Origin of the sequence: Bacillus sp. S2(2024) (assembly GCF_050474045.1) — a bacterium.
GTDB classification, from domain to species: Bacteria; Bacillota; Bacilli; order Bacillales; family Bacillaceae_G; genus Bacillus_A; species Bacillus_A yunxiaonensis.
The window spans coordinates 1,549,546-1,566,179 of the sequence record NZ_JBFLUS010000003.1; the positions used below are offsets into that span (position 1 = coordinate 1,549,546).

Sequence of the window (16,634 nt, forward strand, 5' to 3'; positions counted from 1 at the left end):
AGCCTTTTCATTTCATTAACTTTAGAAAAATCAGGATGAAATATGTTGGATATAATTGTTACTTTTAATACTGTATTCAATTTCTTATCATCTCGTTCGTAAAAGTACAACGTTAATTATATGTTGTTCTAATTCTGTTTTTAATTCATGGAATAGCTTGTGAATTTTAGCTAAATGAGGCTGCTTTGATCTATGAACGCGGAATACTTTTGTCACATATGGACTTGAATGTGGCAATTCTTCATTTAAATAGCGAGGATGTTTATTCACAATATAGTCAACTAATTCACTATATGAGATGGTTGTCCAGTCAATTTTTGATTCATTTAATATTTTTGTTTCATGATAAAGAGTATTTAAGTTTGTAATAACCTCTTCTACAGATAAATTTCTCTCATGAATTGCATCGATAAGTGGTCTGTTACCTCCACAACAAAAATCTATTCTATATGATTTGAAAAGGTCGCTTGCTTTCGGGAATTGCGTAACAATATCACCACTCACAGAAGTCTCAGTAAATACATGTTCCATATGAATGTTTCCATAAAGCTTAAATTTTGTATCTAGATTAAAAATATCAATAAATTTAAGTTTATATAGTGATATACATCACTGATAATCTGTGAATTTCACCATACGTTGTTTGTGTAATATAACTGATACTTGTATTTATGCTAAAAGTAAGTAGATCCTAAAAGAGCCAAGTATGGCAAATGAAATCGCTGCATTTTTTCAAGAATAAATAACGATATTTTCATAGGGCATTATAGCACTCATGTTTCTAATTAATTGACGGAAAATTACAACAATAATACAATAAACTAAACTGGGTAGTCAGTTTTAAGGGGATTTATAGAATTTAAGGGGGATTGTTATGAAGCAATCATTTTTTATTGAAAATCGAAAAAGATTAGCAGAAACATTGCCAGATAAATCTGTTACGGTTCTATTTGCTGGCCAGGCAACTTATAAGTCAGCTGATGAACATTATAAATTTGTGCCAAATCGAAACTTCTATTATATGACTGGTATTGATGAGGCGAATGTTATTTTTGTGTTAAAAAAAGTAGGCGATACAGTAGAAGAAATGCTCTTCATTGAAAAAGCAGATCCAGTTCTTGAAAAATGGGTAGGCAAAACAATTTCAAGAGAAGAGGCAGAAGCTATTTCAGGTTTAAAAACGATTTTGTACTTAGAAAGTTTTAAATCATCAATAGCGCGAACGTTTTTTACAGAACATGTGGAGCATGTATATTTAGATTTGGAACGCCGTGAGTTTTCAGGGACAGAGACAAGGACGTTAGCATTTGCTAAACATGTAAGGGAACGTTATCCACACCTTTCGATAGGCAACGTTTATCCGAATATTTCTGAATTACGTGTATATAAAACGGATGAAGAGATTGAGAAGATAAAGGAAGCGATTATGGTTACAAAAGAAGGCATTTACAATGTACTCAAGCATGCGAAAGAGGACCTGATGGAATATGAATTAGAAGCCCATTTTGATTTTACACTAAAATCATCTGGTATAAAGCATCATGCATTCAATACGATTTTGGCAAGTGGGAAAAATGCAACCGTGCTGCATTATGAGGACAATGATTCTAAAATTAATGAAGGTGACTTAGTGCTGCTTGATCTAGGAGCTCAGAAGGATTACTACAATGCTGATATTAGCTATACATTCCCATCAAGTGGAACTTTTTCGAATCGTCAAAAACAGATTTATAATATTGTGTTAAAAGCGTTGAGGGAAACAATTGAGCTTGTGAGACCGGGATTAAAATTTGCTGCATTAAATGAGCATACGAAAAAGGTGCTGGCAGAAGAATGTAAGAAAATTGGTTTAATCCAAGAAGACTCGGAACTCTCTAACTACTATTATCATGGAGTGAGTCATTTCCTTGGCTTGGATACTCATGATGTAGGTTCGTACAAAGACCGAGTGCTCGAGGCCGGTATGGTTATTACCGTGGAACCTGGCTTGTATATTGAAGAAGAAGCGATTGGAATTCGTATCGAAGATGATATTCTTGTTACCGAAAATGGAAATGAAAATCTGTCAAAAGATATAATCCGAACAGTTGAAGAGATTGAAGATTTTATGAGGGTACACAATCCAAACGTGAAGGATAGACAGATTGTTGCAAAATAAGAAGAACAAAGGCGCCTAAATTGGGGGCGTCTTTTTCATATTGTTTTAGAACCTTAAGTAATAAGTTATATACTGAGTTCCTATTGTGAAGGTACTAAATTTAAGCGTATAATATTAGGAGTCTATAGTAGAGTACACAAAAGTGTAGGTTATACTTTTATGTGAAAATTTTTGAAGGCTTTAAAGAGTTTATATAAAAATTGAAGAGATATTATTGAAGCAATACTGGAATGTAGATAGGGAGTTTTAAAATGAAATTAATTATTGCCGAGAAACCAGATCAAGGTTTAGCGCTCGTTTCTCAATTTAAATATCGACGAAAAGACGGTTATTTGGAAGTGGAAGCAAATGAATTGTTTCCAAACGGAGCTTATTGTACGTGGGCCATTGGTCATTTGACGCAATTATGTAATCCAGAACATTATCATGCAGAGTGGAAAAAATGGTCATTAGATACGTTGCCAATGATTCCAGAGCGTTTTCAATTTGAAGTAACAAAGTCAAAGTATAAGCAATTTAATGTTGTGAAACAGTTGTTACATAATCCGCAAGTAACAGAAATTATTCATGCGGGAGATGCAGGGCGTGAAGGGGAATTAATTGTACGAAATATCATTAATCTTTGTAATGTACAAAAACCGATGAAGCGTCTGTGGATTTCTTCTTTAACGAAGCAAGCAATCTATCAAGGATTTAAAAACTTACTTGATGAAGCAGATACGGTGAATACATATTACGAAGCATATACACGATCATGTGCGGACTGGGTTGTTGGGATGAATGCTTCCCGTGTTTTTAGTATTTTACTAAAGAAAAAAGGAATGAATGATGTTTTTTCAGCGGGACGCGTACAAACACCAACACTTGCATTAATTGTGAAACGTGAGAAAGAGATTGAAAACTTTAAATCAGAGCCTTTTTGGGAAGTATTTGCAACCTTTAATATAGAAGGAAAGAAATATGAAGGTAAGTGGGAACAAGATAATGAATCTCGCTTAAAAGATCCGAATATGGCAAATAAAATTGCTGCATTTTGTCAAAATAAGCCGGCTGAAGTGAAAGAAATGAAAACAGAGCGAAAAGAGTTTCAGCCACCATTTTTATTTAACTTATCATCGTTACAAGCAACGGCGAATAAAGCATTTAAATTTTCACCGAAAAAGACACTTGATATAACACAAGCTTTATATCAAAAAGGCATTGTATCGTACCCGCGTTCGGATTCTAACTATGTAACAGAAGGAGAAGCTGCAACGTTTCCTGATATTTTGCAGAAATTAAGCCAGTTTGAAGAATATAAAGATGTATTACCAGCGCCAGTTGCTTCTATTATAAATAATAAGCGTTATGTGAATGAAAAGAAGGTTACAGATCATTATGCCATTATTCCAACAGAACAAGTAACAAATCCAAGTAAATTATCTGGTGATGAAAGAAAAATTTACGATATGATTGTGAGAAGATTGATTGCAGCGCATTATGAAGCTGCGATTTTTGACTATACTACAATTACAACGCTCGTTGATGGACGTGCTGAATTTATCTCAAAAGGAAAACAGCAAATTCAAGAAGGTTGGCGTAAAGTCATTTTCCAAGACGAGAAAGATGAAGAAACAATTCTTCCTATTGTACAAGAGGGCGAACAAGGAAAAGTTGTAAAAGTGAAAGTCAAAGAAGGTAAGACACAGCCTCCGAAGCGTTATACAGAAGGTCAGCTTATTACGTTAATGAAAACAGCTGGGAAGTATTTAGAGAACGAAGAACTGGAAAAGGTGTTAAAAAAGACAGAAGGCTTAGGAACTGAAGCGACGCGCGCTGGTATTATTACGATGCTAAAAGACCGTAAGTACATTGATGTGAAGAAGAACCAAGTGTATGCGACGGATAAAGGAAAAGTATTAATTACTGCAATTGGCGATAAAATATTAGCTTCTCCAGAAATGACAGCAAAGTGGGAGCAGCGCCTTGCTGAAATAGGAGAAGGTACAGCTTCACCAGCAACGTTTATGGAACAAACGAAAAAGCTGTCAGCGAAAATTATTGAAGATGCAATTGAAATGTCTGAGAAATGGGATTTTACGGGATTACATGTAGAATCTATTGAGCGATCCAATTCTAAATTTACAGTCGGTAAAAAGGTCGGACAATGTAAAAAGTGTGATGGAGATGTCATTGATAAATCTACTTTTTATGGATGTTCGAACTATAATACAACGAAATGTGATTTCACAATCTCTAAAAAGATATTAGGAAAAACAATTTCGCAAAAAAATATGAAAAAGCTATTAAAAGGTGAACAGACGGAACTAATGAAAGGTTTCAAGAAGAACGATAAAACGTTTGATGCGAAATTAGAGTGGAAAGATAATAAGATTAATTTTGTGTTTGAGAAGTGAGATAGAATAAAAAGACTTTTATTTAAGATAGCTTTTAAGTGGAATTTTGCCGCTTGTTAGTAAAGAACCTGTTTATGTAACGACAGGGACTATTTAGAACTTAGGAACAAAGCATGAAAAACCAGTATTCATGCTTTGTTCTTTTTTTATTTGAAATGAAAATATAAGAAGGATAAGGAGATTAAATAAACTAAAGATGGAATATTTCAGATGAAAAGAAGACTAAGGATTTAAAACGGCTTTTCTAGAAATTTGTCCTTTTAGTTCATAAGTGTATACAGTTCATACTCTGTCCGCATATCTTAAATTAGTTATATAATCCAATCTTGTCAGGAGAGATAGTATGAAAGTTATAATTTTTTGTGGGGGGAAAGGACTAAGGATGCAGGGGATTCTAGAAGATGTTCCTAAACCATTAGTCAGGGTACAGGGAAAACCTCTCATTTGGCATATTATGAACTGGTATAGTAAATTTGGACATCAAGAATTTATATTGCCATTAGGATATAAAGGGGAAAAAATCAAAGAATATTTCGTGGATTATAACTGGAAAGAGTATGATTTTATGTTAGATCTCCAAAAAAATCAGTATCACTTGCTTGAGGAACCGAAATCGTGGAATATAAAATTTATTGATACAGGAATAGAAACAATGACTGGAGCAAGATTGAAAAAGCTTGAAAATCATCTGCAGGATGACTTATTTTTAGTAACTTATGGTGATGGGTTAGCACACGTAGATATTAATGAGCTTATAAAATTTCATAAAGAAAAAGGAAAAATCGCAACACTGACTGGAATTAGGAAGAATAGTCAGTATGGTTTATTACAGGTTGAAAACGGAATTGCTACAGAATTTAAGGAAAAACCCCTAATTGATACTTTAATAAATGGAGGTTTTTTTGTATTTAATAAAGCGATATTTAGTTACTTAAGTGATGAAGACACGTGTATCCTCGAGGAAGAACCATTGCGTAATTTAATAAAAAATAACGAACTAGCGGTTTTTGAATATGATGGTTTTTGGATTGGTGTTGATACGCCAAAAGATCTGAAAGATGCAAATGAAAATTGGGATCCTAATAAAGGATAGTTAAAAGGAGTGAAAAATATTGAACTCTAACAATAGAAAAGAGAATTTGCCTCGCCCATATATTCCCTCTAAAGAAAAAATAAATTTTCAACTATCGCAAAATCATTTTGTCAAAAATCGTTCCACACATTCTACAGTCAATAAGAATTCTCAATTAGAATATGATGAGAACTTTAGACACGAGAATCATCTTTGCGTCATAGCAGGAACAGAATATGTCATAAAAGTAATTGCATTACAGCACTCTTTAATGCAAAACACAAAAGAGTGCACGTTATGGATTTGTTGTATAGATTCATTTGCTTATTATATATTGAAGGAAATGAATTTGAATCAAGTAATGCTTATACGAGTAGAAGAGATGGAGGATGAACAATTAAAAAGTATTAAGAAAAATAGAAAAGTTAATGAATATTGTTGGACTTTGAAACCTGTTTTCATAGAATATTTGCTTGTAAACTATAAATTACCATCCGTACTTTATTGTGATGGAGATCTATGTTTTTTCTCTAACCCCGCTGTTATATTTGATGAATGGGGAGAGAATTCTGTTTTTCTTTGTCCTCAGAGGGACCGTGATTGGGTAGAACAAACATATGGTAAATATCAAGCAGGATTAATCGGCTTTAAAAATGATTCATATGGATTAAAAAGTGTTGGATGGTGGAAAGATAAGTGTTTGGATTGGTGTGGTTCTAATCCTGATATTGGAAGGTTTGGAGATCAAAAATATTTGGACTATTTTCCTATGTATTTTCCGATGGTTAAGATATCAAAAAATCTAGGAGTAAACGCAGCACCATGGAATTGTATTTATAATAATAATTTTAATATATCAAAAAATCTAAATGAGGTTTATATTGAGACGGATAAATTAGTTGTCTATCATTTTGCATGTATTACAATTTTTAGTGAAGATCAATTTGATCTTTGGTCTTTAGGAGAAATTGAAATACCTAATAATATACTAGAATGTATTTACACTCCATATTTAAGTCGAATTCAATTCATTCTTAGAGAATTAAAATTAAAAATTGGTAAAGTGACAAATAAACTCTTAAGTAGTAAAGATATTAAAGAAGCAACAACGCCATATAAGGATTCAAAATTAAGAAGAAAAATGAATCAGTGGAATAATTTCTTAAATTTCTCATTAATTATAAGTCAAAAATATATTATTCAAGGGCTAACCTGTTATTATTCACTAGCAAATCAGGGAGAAAACTTTAATGTATGGATTTGTTGTATGGATGATTTTACCTATCAAACTTTAATAAAATTGCAGTTGAAACATGCTATACTCATTCACGTTAAAGAAGTCGAAAATCAAGAACTCCTAAATGTAAAGAATAAAAGAAGCTTGAAGGAGTATTGCTGGACATTAAAAGCTCCATTATGTCTTCATATATTGAAACATTATCCCGAAGTTGATCATATTATATACTGCGATGCAGATATGTACTTTTTTTCTGATCCTAACATAATTTTAAGTGAATGGTGGAAATATTCTATTTTTCTTTGCACGCAAAGAGGTACAACAGAACTTGAAAACATACATGGTATGTATCAAGCTGGATTAATTGGATTTAAAAATGATAAAAATAGTATAGGAATTTTAGAATGGTGGAGAGATAAGTGTCTCGAGTACTGTGAAGATAAGTATGATATTGAATATAATAGATGGGGAGATCAAAAATATTTAAACCATATTCCTAATTTATTTTCTAATATTAAAATTATAAATCAAAAAGGGATTAATGCTGCACCGTGGAATTTAATTTTAAATAATCAAGATACTATAAGAATTGAAAACAAAAAGGTTCTTGTGAATAACGATGAATTAGTTTCTTTTCATTTTGGCAGTATGCAAATTTTTAATATGAATGAGTTTGATTTATGGAAACATGAAACTCTTAACATTGACCAACTCATTTTAAAGGGAATTTATGTTCCTTACATCGAAAGTATAAGAAAGACATGCCATATCCTCTATAGGAGCCTTATGAAGCAGCTCATCCCTTTATATGTAGAAACATCGAATAAATCTTCAGCCAAAAACTATTTTCAGTATTCTTCCCTACCAAATTTAAACTCCAATTTAGATTTTCATTTAAAAATGTGACTTTTATATTTTTGTGAAAATTATACAAATGCAACAATTATTTTACACTTTTGCTTATATAAAAAACTATAAAAAGGGATGTAAGAAAATAATAATGAATAGCCTTTTTAAAGATTGCAGAGTACTTGTTACTGGTGGATATGGATTTATTGGTTCCCATTTCATACAGAGGTTATTAAAACTTCAAGCAAAAGTAGGTATTTTGACAAGAGAATCATCAAATTCATGGCGGCTTAATAATGTATTAAGTAGTATTGAAGTGTATGAAGCAGATATACGAAATAAAACTCAAGTTCAAAATACAGTAAAAAAATTTCATCCGGATTATATTTGTCATTTTGCTGCATATGGTGTGAATCCAACTCATAAAGACTATATGAGTGCTGTTGAAACGAATGTTATAGGAACTATAAATATTATTCAAGCTGCAAGGTTAGTAGATTGTAAAAAAATTATTAATCTGGGAAGTAGTTCGGAATATGGAAATAAGACTGAATTGATTGATGAAAATATGGTATTAACTCCTGTAGATATATACGGAAGCAGCAAAGCGGCGGCTACAATAATAGCTCATCAAATCGCTCGTGAAAACAATATTAACATAATAACCCTCAGACCCTTTGGCGTATTTGGCGAAATGGAAGCATCACATAAACTTTTTGCTCACATCATTTTACAAACATTGCAAAGTAGGAACGTGGATTTAACTTTATGTAATCAATTGAGAGATTATTGTTATATAGATAATATTGTGGACGCTTGTATTTTAGCGATTGAGAATGATTCTGTACAGAATGATATTTTTAATATTGGAAGTGGTGAGGTGCATCAATTAAAGTATTATGTAGAGTTACTCTTTGGACATTTACAGACAGATAAAAAACCAAATTATGGTGCGCTTCCATATAGAGAAAATGAGAGATGGGTCCCTAAGCCGAATATTAATAAAGTTAAAAAGATGCTTGCCTGGGAACCGAAAATAGATGTTGAAGAAGGCATAGTAAGAACAATTAATTGGTATAAACATAATAAACATTTGTATCCAAATTTATAAGGAATTTTATCATTTAAAGGTGTGAATCACTTGTTAAATCATAACTTTAATAATGTATTTCAAGGAAAAAGGGTTCTTATTACAGGACATACGGGCTTCAAGGGTTCTTGGTTATCGATATGGTTGAGGGAACTGGGTGCGACCGTTATAGGATATTCTTTGGGCCCTAAAAATAAAAAGGACAATTTTGTTGTAACAAATCTCCAAAGTGACATAATTGATCTACGAGGAGATATTAGAGACTTTAATAAATTAAATAATGTTTTTAGTAAATATAAACCCGAAATTGTATTTCATATGGCTGCACAATCACTTGTTAACTATTCATATCATCATCCAAAATATACGTACGACGTAAATGTTATGGGAACGCTAAATATATTAGAAGCAGTTAGATCACATGAATCGGTTAAAGTATGTATTATAGTTACTAGTGATAAATGCTATGAAAATAAAGAATGGGTTTGGGGATATCGAGAAAATGATTCTATGGGTGGGCATGATCCCTATAGTTCTAGTAAAGGGTGCTGTGAACTTTTAATTTCTTCTTATCGAAATTCTTATTTCCCAGAGAAAAAATATGAGCATCATCAGAAAGTTATTGCTAGTGTTAGAGCTGGCAATGTAATTGGTGGAGGCGATTGGTCTGTAGATAGGATCATTCCTGATTGTATACGTGCATTGGAAGCGAATCAAAAAATTATAATTAGAAACCCTCATGCAGTGCGCCCTTGGCAACATGTTTTGGAACCGTTAAGTGGTTATTTACTTTTAACGGAAAAAATTTTAACAGAAGGAGCTCGTTTTTCGGGAGCATGGAACTTTGGGCCAACTCCAAGTAGCATTGTCCCAGTAGAAGAAGTAGTTACTCGTATAGTAAAGAGTTGGGGATCGGGGAGTTGGGGGATATTAGATGTACAGAGAGAATTTCACGAAGCAACATTATTGAATCTCGATATTAGTAAAGCAAAATTCAAACTTAATTGGAGCCCAAAGTGGTCTCTTCAACAGGCATTAGACAGTACGGTTGAATGGTATAAAAATTATAATATGAATACCAGCATGAGAGGAATATGTATAAAGCAAATTCAACAATATTGTCAATCATAAGTAAAGTCAATAGCAACTTTCATATGTTAGAAAGTTAATGATAAGGACGTCAACGAAAATAAACCTCGAATTACGTAAGCTTGTAAAGAGTCGATAATTCGAGGTTTTGTTTATTTTTAGTGAATTGAAGTATACTTCTGCTGTTTGAGAGCATTCATTTTAGGGAATAGATAAGGAACATACTATTTATTTTACATGTAGGCGGAAACTTATCATATTTGCTGAAAATGAGTATAATTCATAAATTAAAAGGACGTGCAGCATGAACAAAGAGAAAAAATACACTGTTGTTGGCACTGATATTGAAGAAGTGAAAGAGCTGAATAAGAAATCTGGTTTAACATATAACGAGGTAAAACAATTATTAGTGAAACGAATGAAACAAAAATGAGTATACATGAAGCCACAAACAATACGTTTGTGGCTTCATGTATACTGTTATAATTGATTACATACTAGAAAAGCATGTATGATAGGAGTTTTTTCTTTAAAAGCAAGGCTAATTTGACGATATTTTTTTTGTTTTAATTTCTTTATTTCAATATTTTTATGAGATTTAAAAAATAGTTCAGGGCCCATGCTAATCCCGATATTTTGTGAAACCATATTAACAATCGTTTCGCAATTCAATACTTCTAAAATAATGTTTGGGCGTACATTATGAGCAGATAAATTTTCTAAGACTAATGATTGATAGGGACCTTTTGGCATAATAAAGTCCATATTAGAAATTGTCTTTATATCAATTGTTTTTTCATTAACCAGTGGATGATCTTTCGGTAATCCTAAGACAATTTCATCTTTTGTAATAGGTACTGATTGAAACTGTTTTTTTATATCTTCTTCTATAATGAATCCTATATCTACAGTGCCGTTATTAATCCACTCTACAATCTCTATATAAGTACCTTCAAATAGTATTACTTTAATTTCTGAATAGTTCTTTTTAAACTGCGATAGCATTTTTGGCAATATTTGAGCTGCAGCACTTGTAAATGCACCTATTTTTAAAGTGCCCTCTAGTTGATTGTTTTGAAGAGATATTTCTTGTTTAATAATAGCTTCACTGTTTAAAATTTGTCGGATATGCGGGAGAATTCGATCTGCAAACGAAGTTTTACTAATCTTTGCTTGCTTATTACGATGTAGTAAGGGATAGCCAAACTCTTTTTCAAGACTAGAAATAGCATGACTTACTGCTGATTGTGTTATGTTAAGTTGTTCAGCTGCTCTTGTGAAATTCCCTAGTTCAACCACTTTTTGGAATACTTCATATCTTGCTATTGTCATGAGTTAAATTCATACCTCCTATGCTAAATATTAATTTCACTAATTTCATTATACCCTTTATGATAAAAAATGGAATAATTAACAAAAGGGTGATGAACATTGAACAAGATCTTCTTATTAGCGATAGGTATGTTTGCGTTAGGTGTAGACGCTTATGTAATGGCAGGGATTTTACCTAGTATTGCAGATGAGTTTCGTGTATCTATAGGTAAAGCGGGACAGACAGTAAGTATATTTACTTTGTGCTATGCAATTGCAGCACCTTTGTTTGCTGCAATGATGAGTAAAACGAATGCAAAAAATACATTATTAATAGCATTATCCATTTTCGTATCAGCCAATGTAGTAAGTGCAGTTACGAACAATTTTATCATTTTATTACTTTCTAGAGGAATAGCAGGTATAGGAGCTGGTCTGTATTCACCATTCGCTTCATCGGCAGCTGTTACATTTGTTCATGAAAACAAAAGAGGTAGAGCGTTAGGAATGATATTACTTGGAATGAGTGCAGGAACTGTAATAGGTGTTCCTTTCGGTATATATATTTCCGATATGTATGGGTGGCGAATAACAATGTTGTTTATTGTCGTAATCGGTGTACTGGGAATATTGTCCCTATTGTTTAGGTTCCCTGTGATAAAATCTACTCATTTACCAACACTAAAAGAACGACTAACGATGTTCCAAAATAAAGGTATTTCACTTGTAATGATTATAACGATGATATTGAGTTTTTGTAGTTTAGGTTTATACACATACTTAGATCTCATAATAGCTTCCTATGGATTTGAAAAATCCGTAATCTTTATATGGATGTGGGGAATAGGTGGCATAGGAGGAAGCTTTATAATAGGATATATTATCGATTTCTATAAGAAGCCTAAAATCATATTAATATATTTAATGGTTATCATGTTTTCATCTTTAATATTTATGGGGATTTCTCATCAAATAGCGATTTTGGTAGCTATCTGTTTAATTCTTTGGGGAGCTACTGGCTGGGCAGCGTTAGCAACACAACAAAAAACATTAGTCGAAATGAGCCCAGAACATGCTGCTATTCCGATTGCCTTGCTTAGTTCTATTAATTATCTTGCTGGTTCCATGGGAACACTGGCAAATGGTATATTTTTAGAAAAAGGAATAAATCCTTTCGATTTGCCATACTTTACAGCTGGTATATTAGTAGTTGCAATTGGAATGCAATTTATTTTAATAATAAGAAAGCAGTAGAGTGAAATGAATTGGTAAATTTTAGTTTGTGAAATATATAAAAATAGTCTAAGTCAAAATATATAATATGACTTAGACTATTTTTATATATTGGGGACTATTTAAAGGATTTAATAAAATCATCTTTCTATTGTAATGTATCATTATCGGGAAATCTAAATGTTGTAATGGATTTTATTTGTATTAACAGTTTTATAATAACGGATGACATGATAGAATTTTATGTACTGTGTACATTACTATAAAAAACAAGTATGTTTGTTAATGTATCTTGTACTATTTTTGTAAACCTTTTATTTTTTATTTAGTTTATACTGGTTAAGTATAAATTGATAGAATTTCATAGTGTAACTATTTACACAGTTTTTAGAAAAAGATGGGGGGTGACTGTAAATGCCCACACCATTAAAGAAAAATAGTCGTTATATGGTTGGATTAGACAGTCTAAGAGGCCTAGCCATACTAGGTGTTATTTTGTATCATCTCAATTTTAAGTGGATGCCTGGAGGATTCCTAGGCGTTACTGTATTTTTTGTACTTTCTGGTTATTTAATTACGGATCTTCTTGTTATTGAATGGAAGGAAAATAAGAGGATTGATTTGAAGAATTTCTGGTTACGTAGGGCAAGGAGATTGCTTCCAGGAATGCTTATCATGCTTGTTATAATCTTAGCATGGATTACAATTTTTCATAGTTCTTTACTTGGAAAAATGTGGGGAGATTCGTTAGCAGCGTTATTTTATGTTAGTAATTGGTGGTATATATTTCACAAATTATCATATTTTGATAGTTTTGGCCAACTTTCTCCACTGAATCATTTTTGGTCATTAGCTGTTGAGGAACAGTTCTATGTAGTTTGGCCACTCATAATTAGTTTAGGATTTTCCTATATAAAAAAACAGTCACGTATGACTCTATTTATTTTTCTCGGAGCGATTGCTTCAGCTGTTGCAATGGCAATGATATATGTACCAGGCGCTGATCCAAGTAGGGTTTATTATGGTACCGATACAAGAGCGTTTTCCTTACTGATTGGTGCAGCACTCGCTTTCATTTGGCCGAGCAGTAGGCTTGCTAATAACATTATCCCGTCAGCTCGCCTCGTTCTTGATGTAATTGGAGGAATTGCTCTTATTGTGATTCTCGTTATGTTTTGGAAGACAAATCAATATGATCCATTCCTATACCGCGGAGGAATGTTCCTGTTCTCGGTTGTTACGGCATTATTAGTAGCGAACCTTGCTCATCCAACTAGCCGAATTAGTGCATTTTTAAGGTTTAGACCTTTACGATGGCTTGGTGTCCGATCCTACGGGATATATCTTTGGCATTATCCGATTATCACATTGACAAGTCCGCAAGTAAGTACTGGAGGATTTCAGTTTACGAGGGCTATTTTTCAATTTTTTCTTATTCTGTTTATGGCACAGCTTTCGTGGAAATTTATCGAAAATCCAATTCGTCAAGGTGCATTGAAGAATATTCATTTACATAACTTAAAAATAAGAAACTTGGCGTTAGGTAGTAAGCTAGCTTTAACATTTGCACTATTGGTTTCTGTGACAGCTGGTTTCGGTTTAGTAACAGGGAGCCAAGCAAAAGCGAATTCTAAAAAAGCTAGTATAGAAGCAGTACAAACAGAACAAAAAGAGCAAAAAGTACAAACAGAACAGGCTGATAAACCAGCTCAAAATAAAGAAGAAAAAGGAACTGTTTCTAATAAGCCTAAAGAACCTCCAACAGTTACAGCAATTGGAGATTCCATTATGATTGACATATCTCCATATTTGAAAAACGCCTTTCCTAATATTAAGATCGACGCGAAGATTGGAAGACAAATGTCTGAAGCGATCGCTACGGTGGATAAAATGAAAAAAGAGGGTAATTTAGGAGATTACGTTATTATTGGATTAGGTACAAATGGAGCATTTACTACTGAGCAAATAACATCATTGATTCAATCAATAGGTAATGAACGTAAAATTATATTGATTAATACAAGAGTGCCGCGTCCATGGGAATCATTAGTTAATGAAAGATTAAAAGAAGCCGCGAAGAATTTCTCAAATATTACACTAGTTGATTGGCATTCAGCAAGCGCTGGAAAGCAAGCATATTTTGAACCAGATGGGGTCCATTTGACGAAGACGGGGGCAGAGGCATATGCTTCTCTTGTAGTGAAGCACATTAAATAAGTAGGAATACAATATGAGATCAGGATGGAAATCTTTCCACTTGAGCTCACTTAGACATGATGAATCCCATCCTTTTAATTTGATAGTATCAGTATGTTTAAATTTAAAAGGTTTTTTACTTAAAATCGTTTAAAAAGGTACACTTTTTGAAGTGCTTCTAAAAAAGCTAGTTTCGTATTAGACTAGTAGCGAGAAAGATTTTTAGGGATATATAGAAAAACCGAGATTGCATTTAAAATATGTCTTGTACATGAGAAGAGAGTCGCAATGGAATGCGACTCTCTTTATTTAATAAAAATAATTGACTTTAGGATAATGTTTCTTGTAAAAATTGAGAGTAAAGATCATAAAAATAATTTGGTCGAAATATATTTGCAGCATGACCAGCTAATGGAATTTCTTTATATGAAACATTTGGAAGAATGGATTTTAAATCAAATAAACAAGATTTATAGAGATGATCATGTTCTCCCATTACCCATAAAATTGGTTGTGTAAGTTCTCGTAATCGGGATTTTAAATCAAATTCTAGACGATGGCGTAGTGATTCTCGAATAATAGATTTGTGTAATTGTAATCCAAATCGATAGTAAATATTTTTAGAAACGATCGCAAATGGATTTGCTTTTAGAATGCCACTTGGAAATATAGTACTTGCATACTGATGAAGCCAAGAAGAGTACTCATTATTTCGTTTGTCCCAAAACTTTTGAAAGACATTAAATAACTTAGAGGGGTTATTGTAATGACCTCCAATATGGCAAAGACTTAATACTTTTTCTGGGTACTGATGAGCAAATATAGTAGCAATATAACATCCATAGCTTAGGGCGCAAATATGAGCTTGCTGGATTCCTTCTTTTTCATAAAGATCTGCTAATTGCTGTACTAATTGATCTAAAGAAAAATCAATTGCTTCTCCTTTATCCTCACCATGACCGAGTAAATCATACGTTATGATGTTGTAAGATGAGGAAAATAGTTTACATTCTTTTTTAAATGCACGACGATTCCCAACTAATCCATGGATAAATATGATAGTTTTTTTACTAAGATCCTGTTGTGTTTGCAAAAAGTATGCCCCTTTCAAATCTATGTTGGAAAAAAGAAAATACGTTCTACTAGAATGTCATCATTATCAATGAACTGAGGTAATTTATGTGGTGTTAATTACCATTTTTGTAATATCAAGTTTAGCAATGCAGTGTGTATAAAATATATTGTAAATCAGTATATAGGCACTACTTTGCTATTCATAATGATAGAAAACATGAAATAAGAATTGCTCATCTGCGTTGAGGATATATACGAGAACGATTTTTAATATAATGAAAAATAAAATTTATTTATGAATTTAAAATAAGTTTTGGTAAGTTAATTTGTTTTCATTTTGAATGTTTAATAGATTGAGTATTGGTGTTTGTTATTATTTTTAAGTACTAGGTAATAATACTAGATGGTTATATAGTTTGTAAAGATAACTTGTCGATATAGTCTTAGTAGTGATAAGTGAGCTTTAATTTATCCCGCTATCCGTGGGCGTCCTGCGATTCTGGGCGAGCCGCTTCCGCTTTTCTACAGAAGATAGGTGGGGGATGAAGAAAATCCCTACCGATGGAAGTTTCACTTTATAATTTGGAGAGTATTTTTCAGAAAATTGTATAATGTAGAGAAGCATGCCAATTTAATGGCATGTTTTATATTTTAATTAATCTATCATTTTTTTAAATGATTTCTATTAAAATAATTCATTTTATTTATTCTCATTCTAAATATATAATAGCGATTAGGTGAGTGTGAAGAGGAAATGTTATGTAGTTCCTTTATATGCTGTATACATCATTTGAGTATGGACATTTATATAAACTAGCAGCTTAAGTTTGGAATCAATCGTTTTCGATTCGAGTATACATGGTTAAAAGTATATAAGGTTGTCCATGAAGCTAACTATTTCTAAGAAAATAGTTAGCTTCATAGGTGTT

Annotated in this window: 11 protein-coding genes and 1 pseudogene; 9 read left to right on the top strand and 3 right to left on the bottom strand. The window is 32.4% G+C overall.

Annotated features, from left to right (window positions below; all coding sequences use genetic code 11):
• Nucleotides 1-114: 114 nt before the first annotated feature.
• A pseudogene (locus AB1284_RS07715) lies at nt 115-531 on the bottom strand (DUF542 domain-containing protein); the annotation flags it as partial.
• A gap of 343 nt (nt 532-874) precedes the next feature.
• On the opposite strand from AB1284_RS07715, the gene AB1284_RS07720 reads away from it, so the two are divergent.
• From AB1284_RS07720 to AB1284_RS07750, 7 genes are all read left to right on the top strand, one after another.
• On the top strand, nt 875-2,158 hold the full coding sequence (locus tag AB1284_RS07720) for an aminopeptidase P family protein (RefSeq protein ID WP_429750386.1): 1,284 nt from the start codon (nt 875-877) through the stop codon (nt 2,156-2,158).
• 251 nt (nt 2,159-2,409) lie between these two features.
• Nucleotides 2,410-4,554, top strand: a complete 2,145-nt coding sequence (gene topB / locus AB1284_RS07725; protein WP_429750384.1) for a DNA topoisomerase III — start codon at nt 2,410-2,412, stop codon at nt 4,552-4,554.
• Between the two features lie 343 nt (nt 4,555-4,897).
• Complete coding sequence (locus AB1284_RS07730) at nt 4,898-5,647, top strand: sugar phosphate nucleotidyltransferase (protein WP_429750382.1); 750 nt, start codon at nt 4,898-4,900, stop codon at nt 5,645-5,647.
• 19 nt (nt 5,648-5,666) lie between these two features.
• Nucleotides 5,667-7,769, top strand: a complete 2,103-nt coding sequence (locus AB1284_RS07735) for a glycosyl transferase (protein ID WP_429750381.1) — start codon at nt 5,667-5,669, stop codon at nt 7,767-7,769.
• Between the two features lie 94 nt (nt 7,770-7,863).
• Nucleotides 7,864-8,823: an NAD-dependent epimerase/dehydratase family protein gene (locus tag AB1284_RS07740; RefSeq protein WP_429754326.1), complete on the top strand. Its 960-nt coding sequence runs from the start codon at nt 7,864-7,866 to the stop codon at nt 8,821-8,823.
• 30 nt (nt 8,824-8,853) lie between these two features.
• On the top strand, nt 8,854-9,933 hold the full coding sequence (gene rfbG, locus AB1284_RS07745) for a CDP-glucose 4,6-dehydratase (RefSeq protein ID WP_429750379.1): 1,080 nt from the start codon (nt 8,854-8,856) through the stop codon (nt 9,931-9,933).
• A 262-nt stretch (nt 9,934-10,195) separates the two neighbouring features.
• The gene (locus tag AB1284_RS07750; protein WP_302850598.1) at nt 10,196-10,324 is read left to right on the top strand and encodes a hypothetical protein; all 129 of its coding nucleotides are present in this window, start codon (nt 10,196-10,198) and stop codon (nt 10,322-10,324) included.
• 47 nt (nt 10,325-10,371) lie between these two features.
• Here the strand turns inward: AB1284_RS07750 and AB1284_RS07755 are convergent, their stop codons facing one another.
• On the bottom strand, nt 10,372-11,223 hold the full coding sequence (locus tag AB1284_RS07755) for a LysR family transcriptional regulator (RefSeq protein ID WP_429750377.1): 852 nt from the start codon (nt 11,221-11,223) through the stop codon (nt 10,372-10,374).
• 99 nt (nt 11,224-11,322) lie between these two features.
• Between AB1284_RS07755 and AB1284_RS07760 the strand changes: the two genes are divergently transcribed.
• On the top strand, nt 11,323-12,456 hold the full coding sequence (locus AB1284_RS07760; protein WP_429750375.1) for an MFS transporter: 1,134 nt from the start codon (nt 11,323-11,325) through the stop codon (nt 12,454-12,456).
• A 393-nt stretch (nt 12,457-12,849) separates the two neighbouring features.
• Nucleotides 12,850-14,652: an acyltransferase family protein gene (locus AB1284_RS07765; protein ID WP_429750374.1), complete on the top strand. Its 1,803-nt coding sequence runs from the start codon at nt 12,850-12,852 to the stop codon at nt 14,650-14,652.
• A 307-nt stretch (nt 14,653-14,959) separates the two neighbouring features.
• Here AB1284_RS07765 and AB1284_RS07770 read toward each other — a convergent pair whose 3' ends face one another.
• Nucleotides 14,960-15,742 (bottom strand): alpha/beta fold hydrolase, encoded by a 783-nt coding sequence (locus AB1284_RS07770; protein ID WP_429750372.1) that lies wholly within the window; start codon nt 15,740-15,742, stop codon nt 14,960-14,962.
• Nucleotides 15,743-16,634 lie beyond the last annotated feature (892 nt).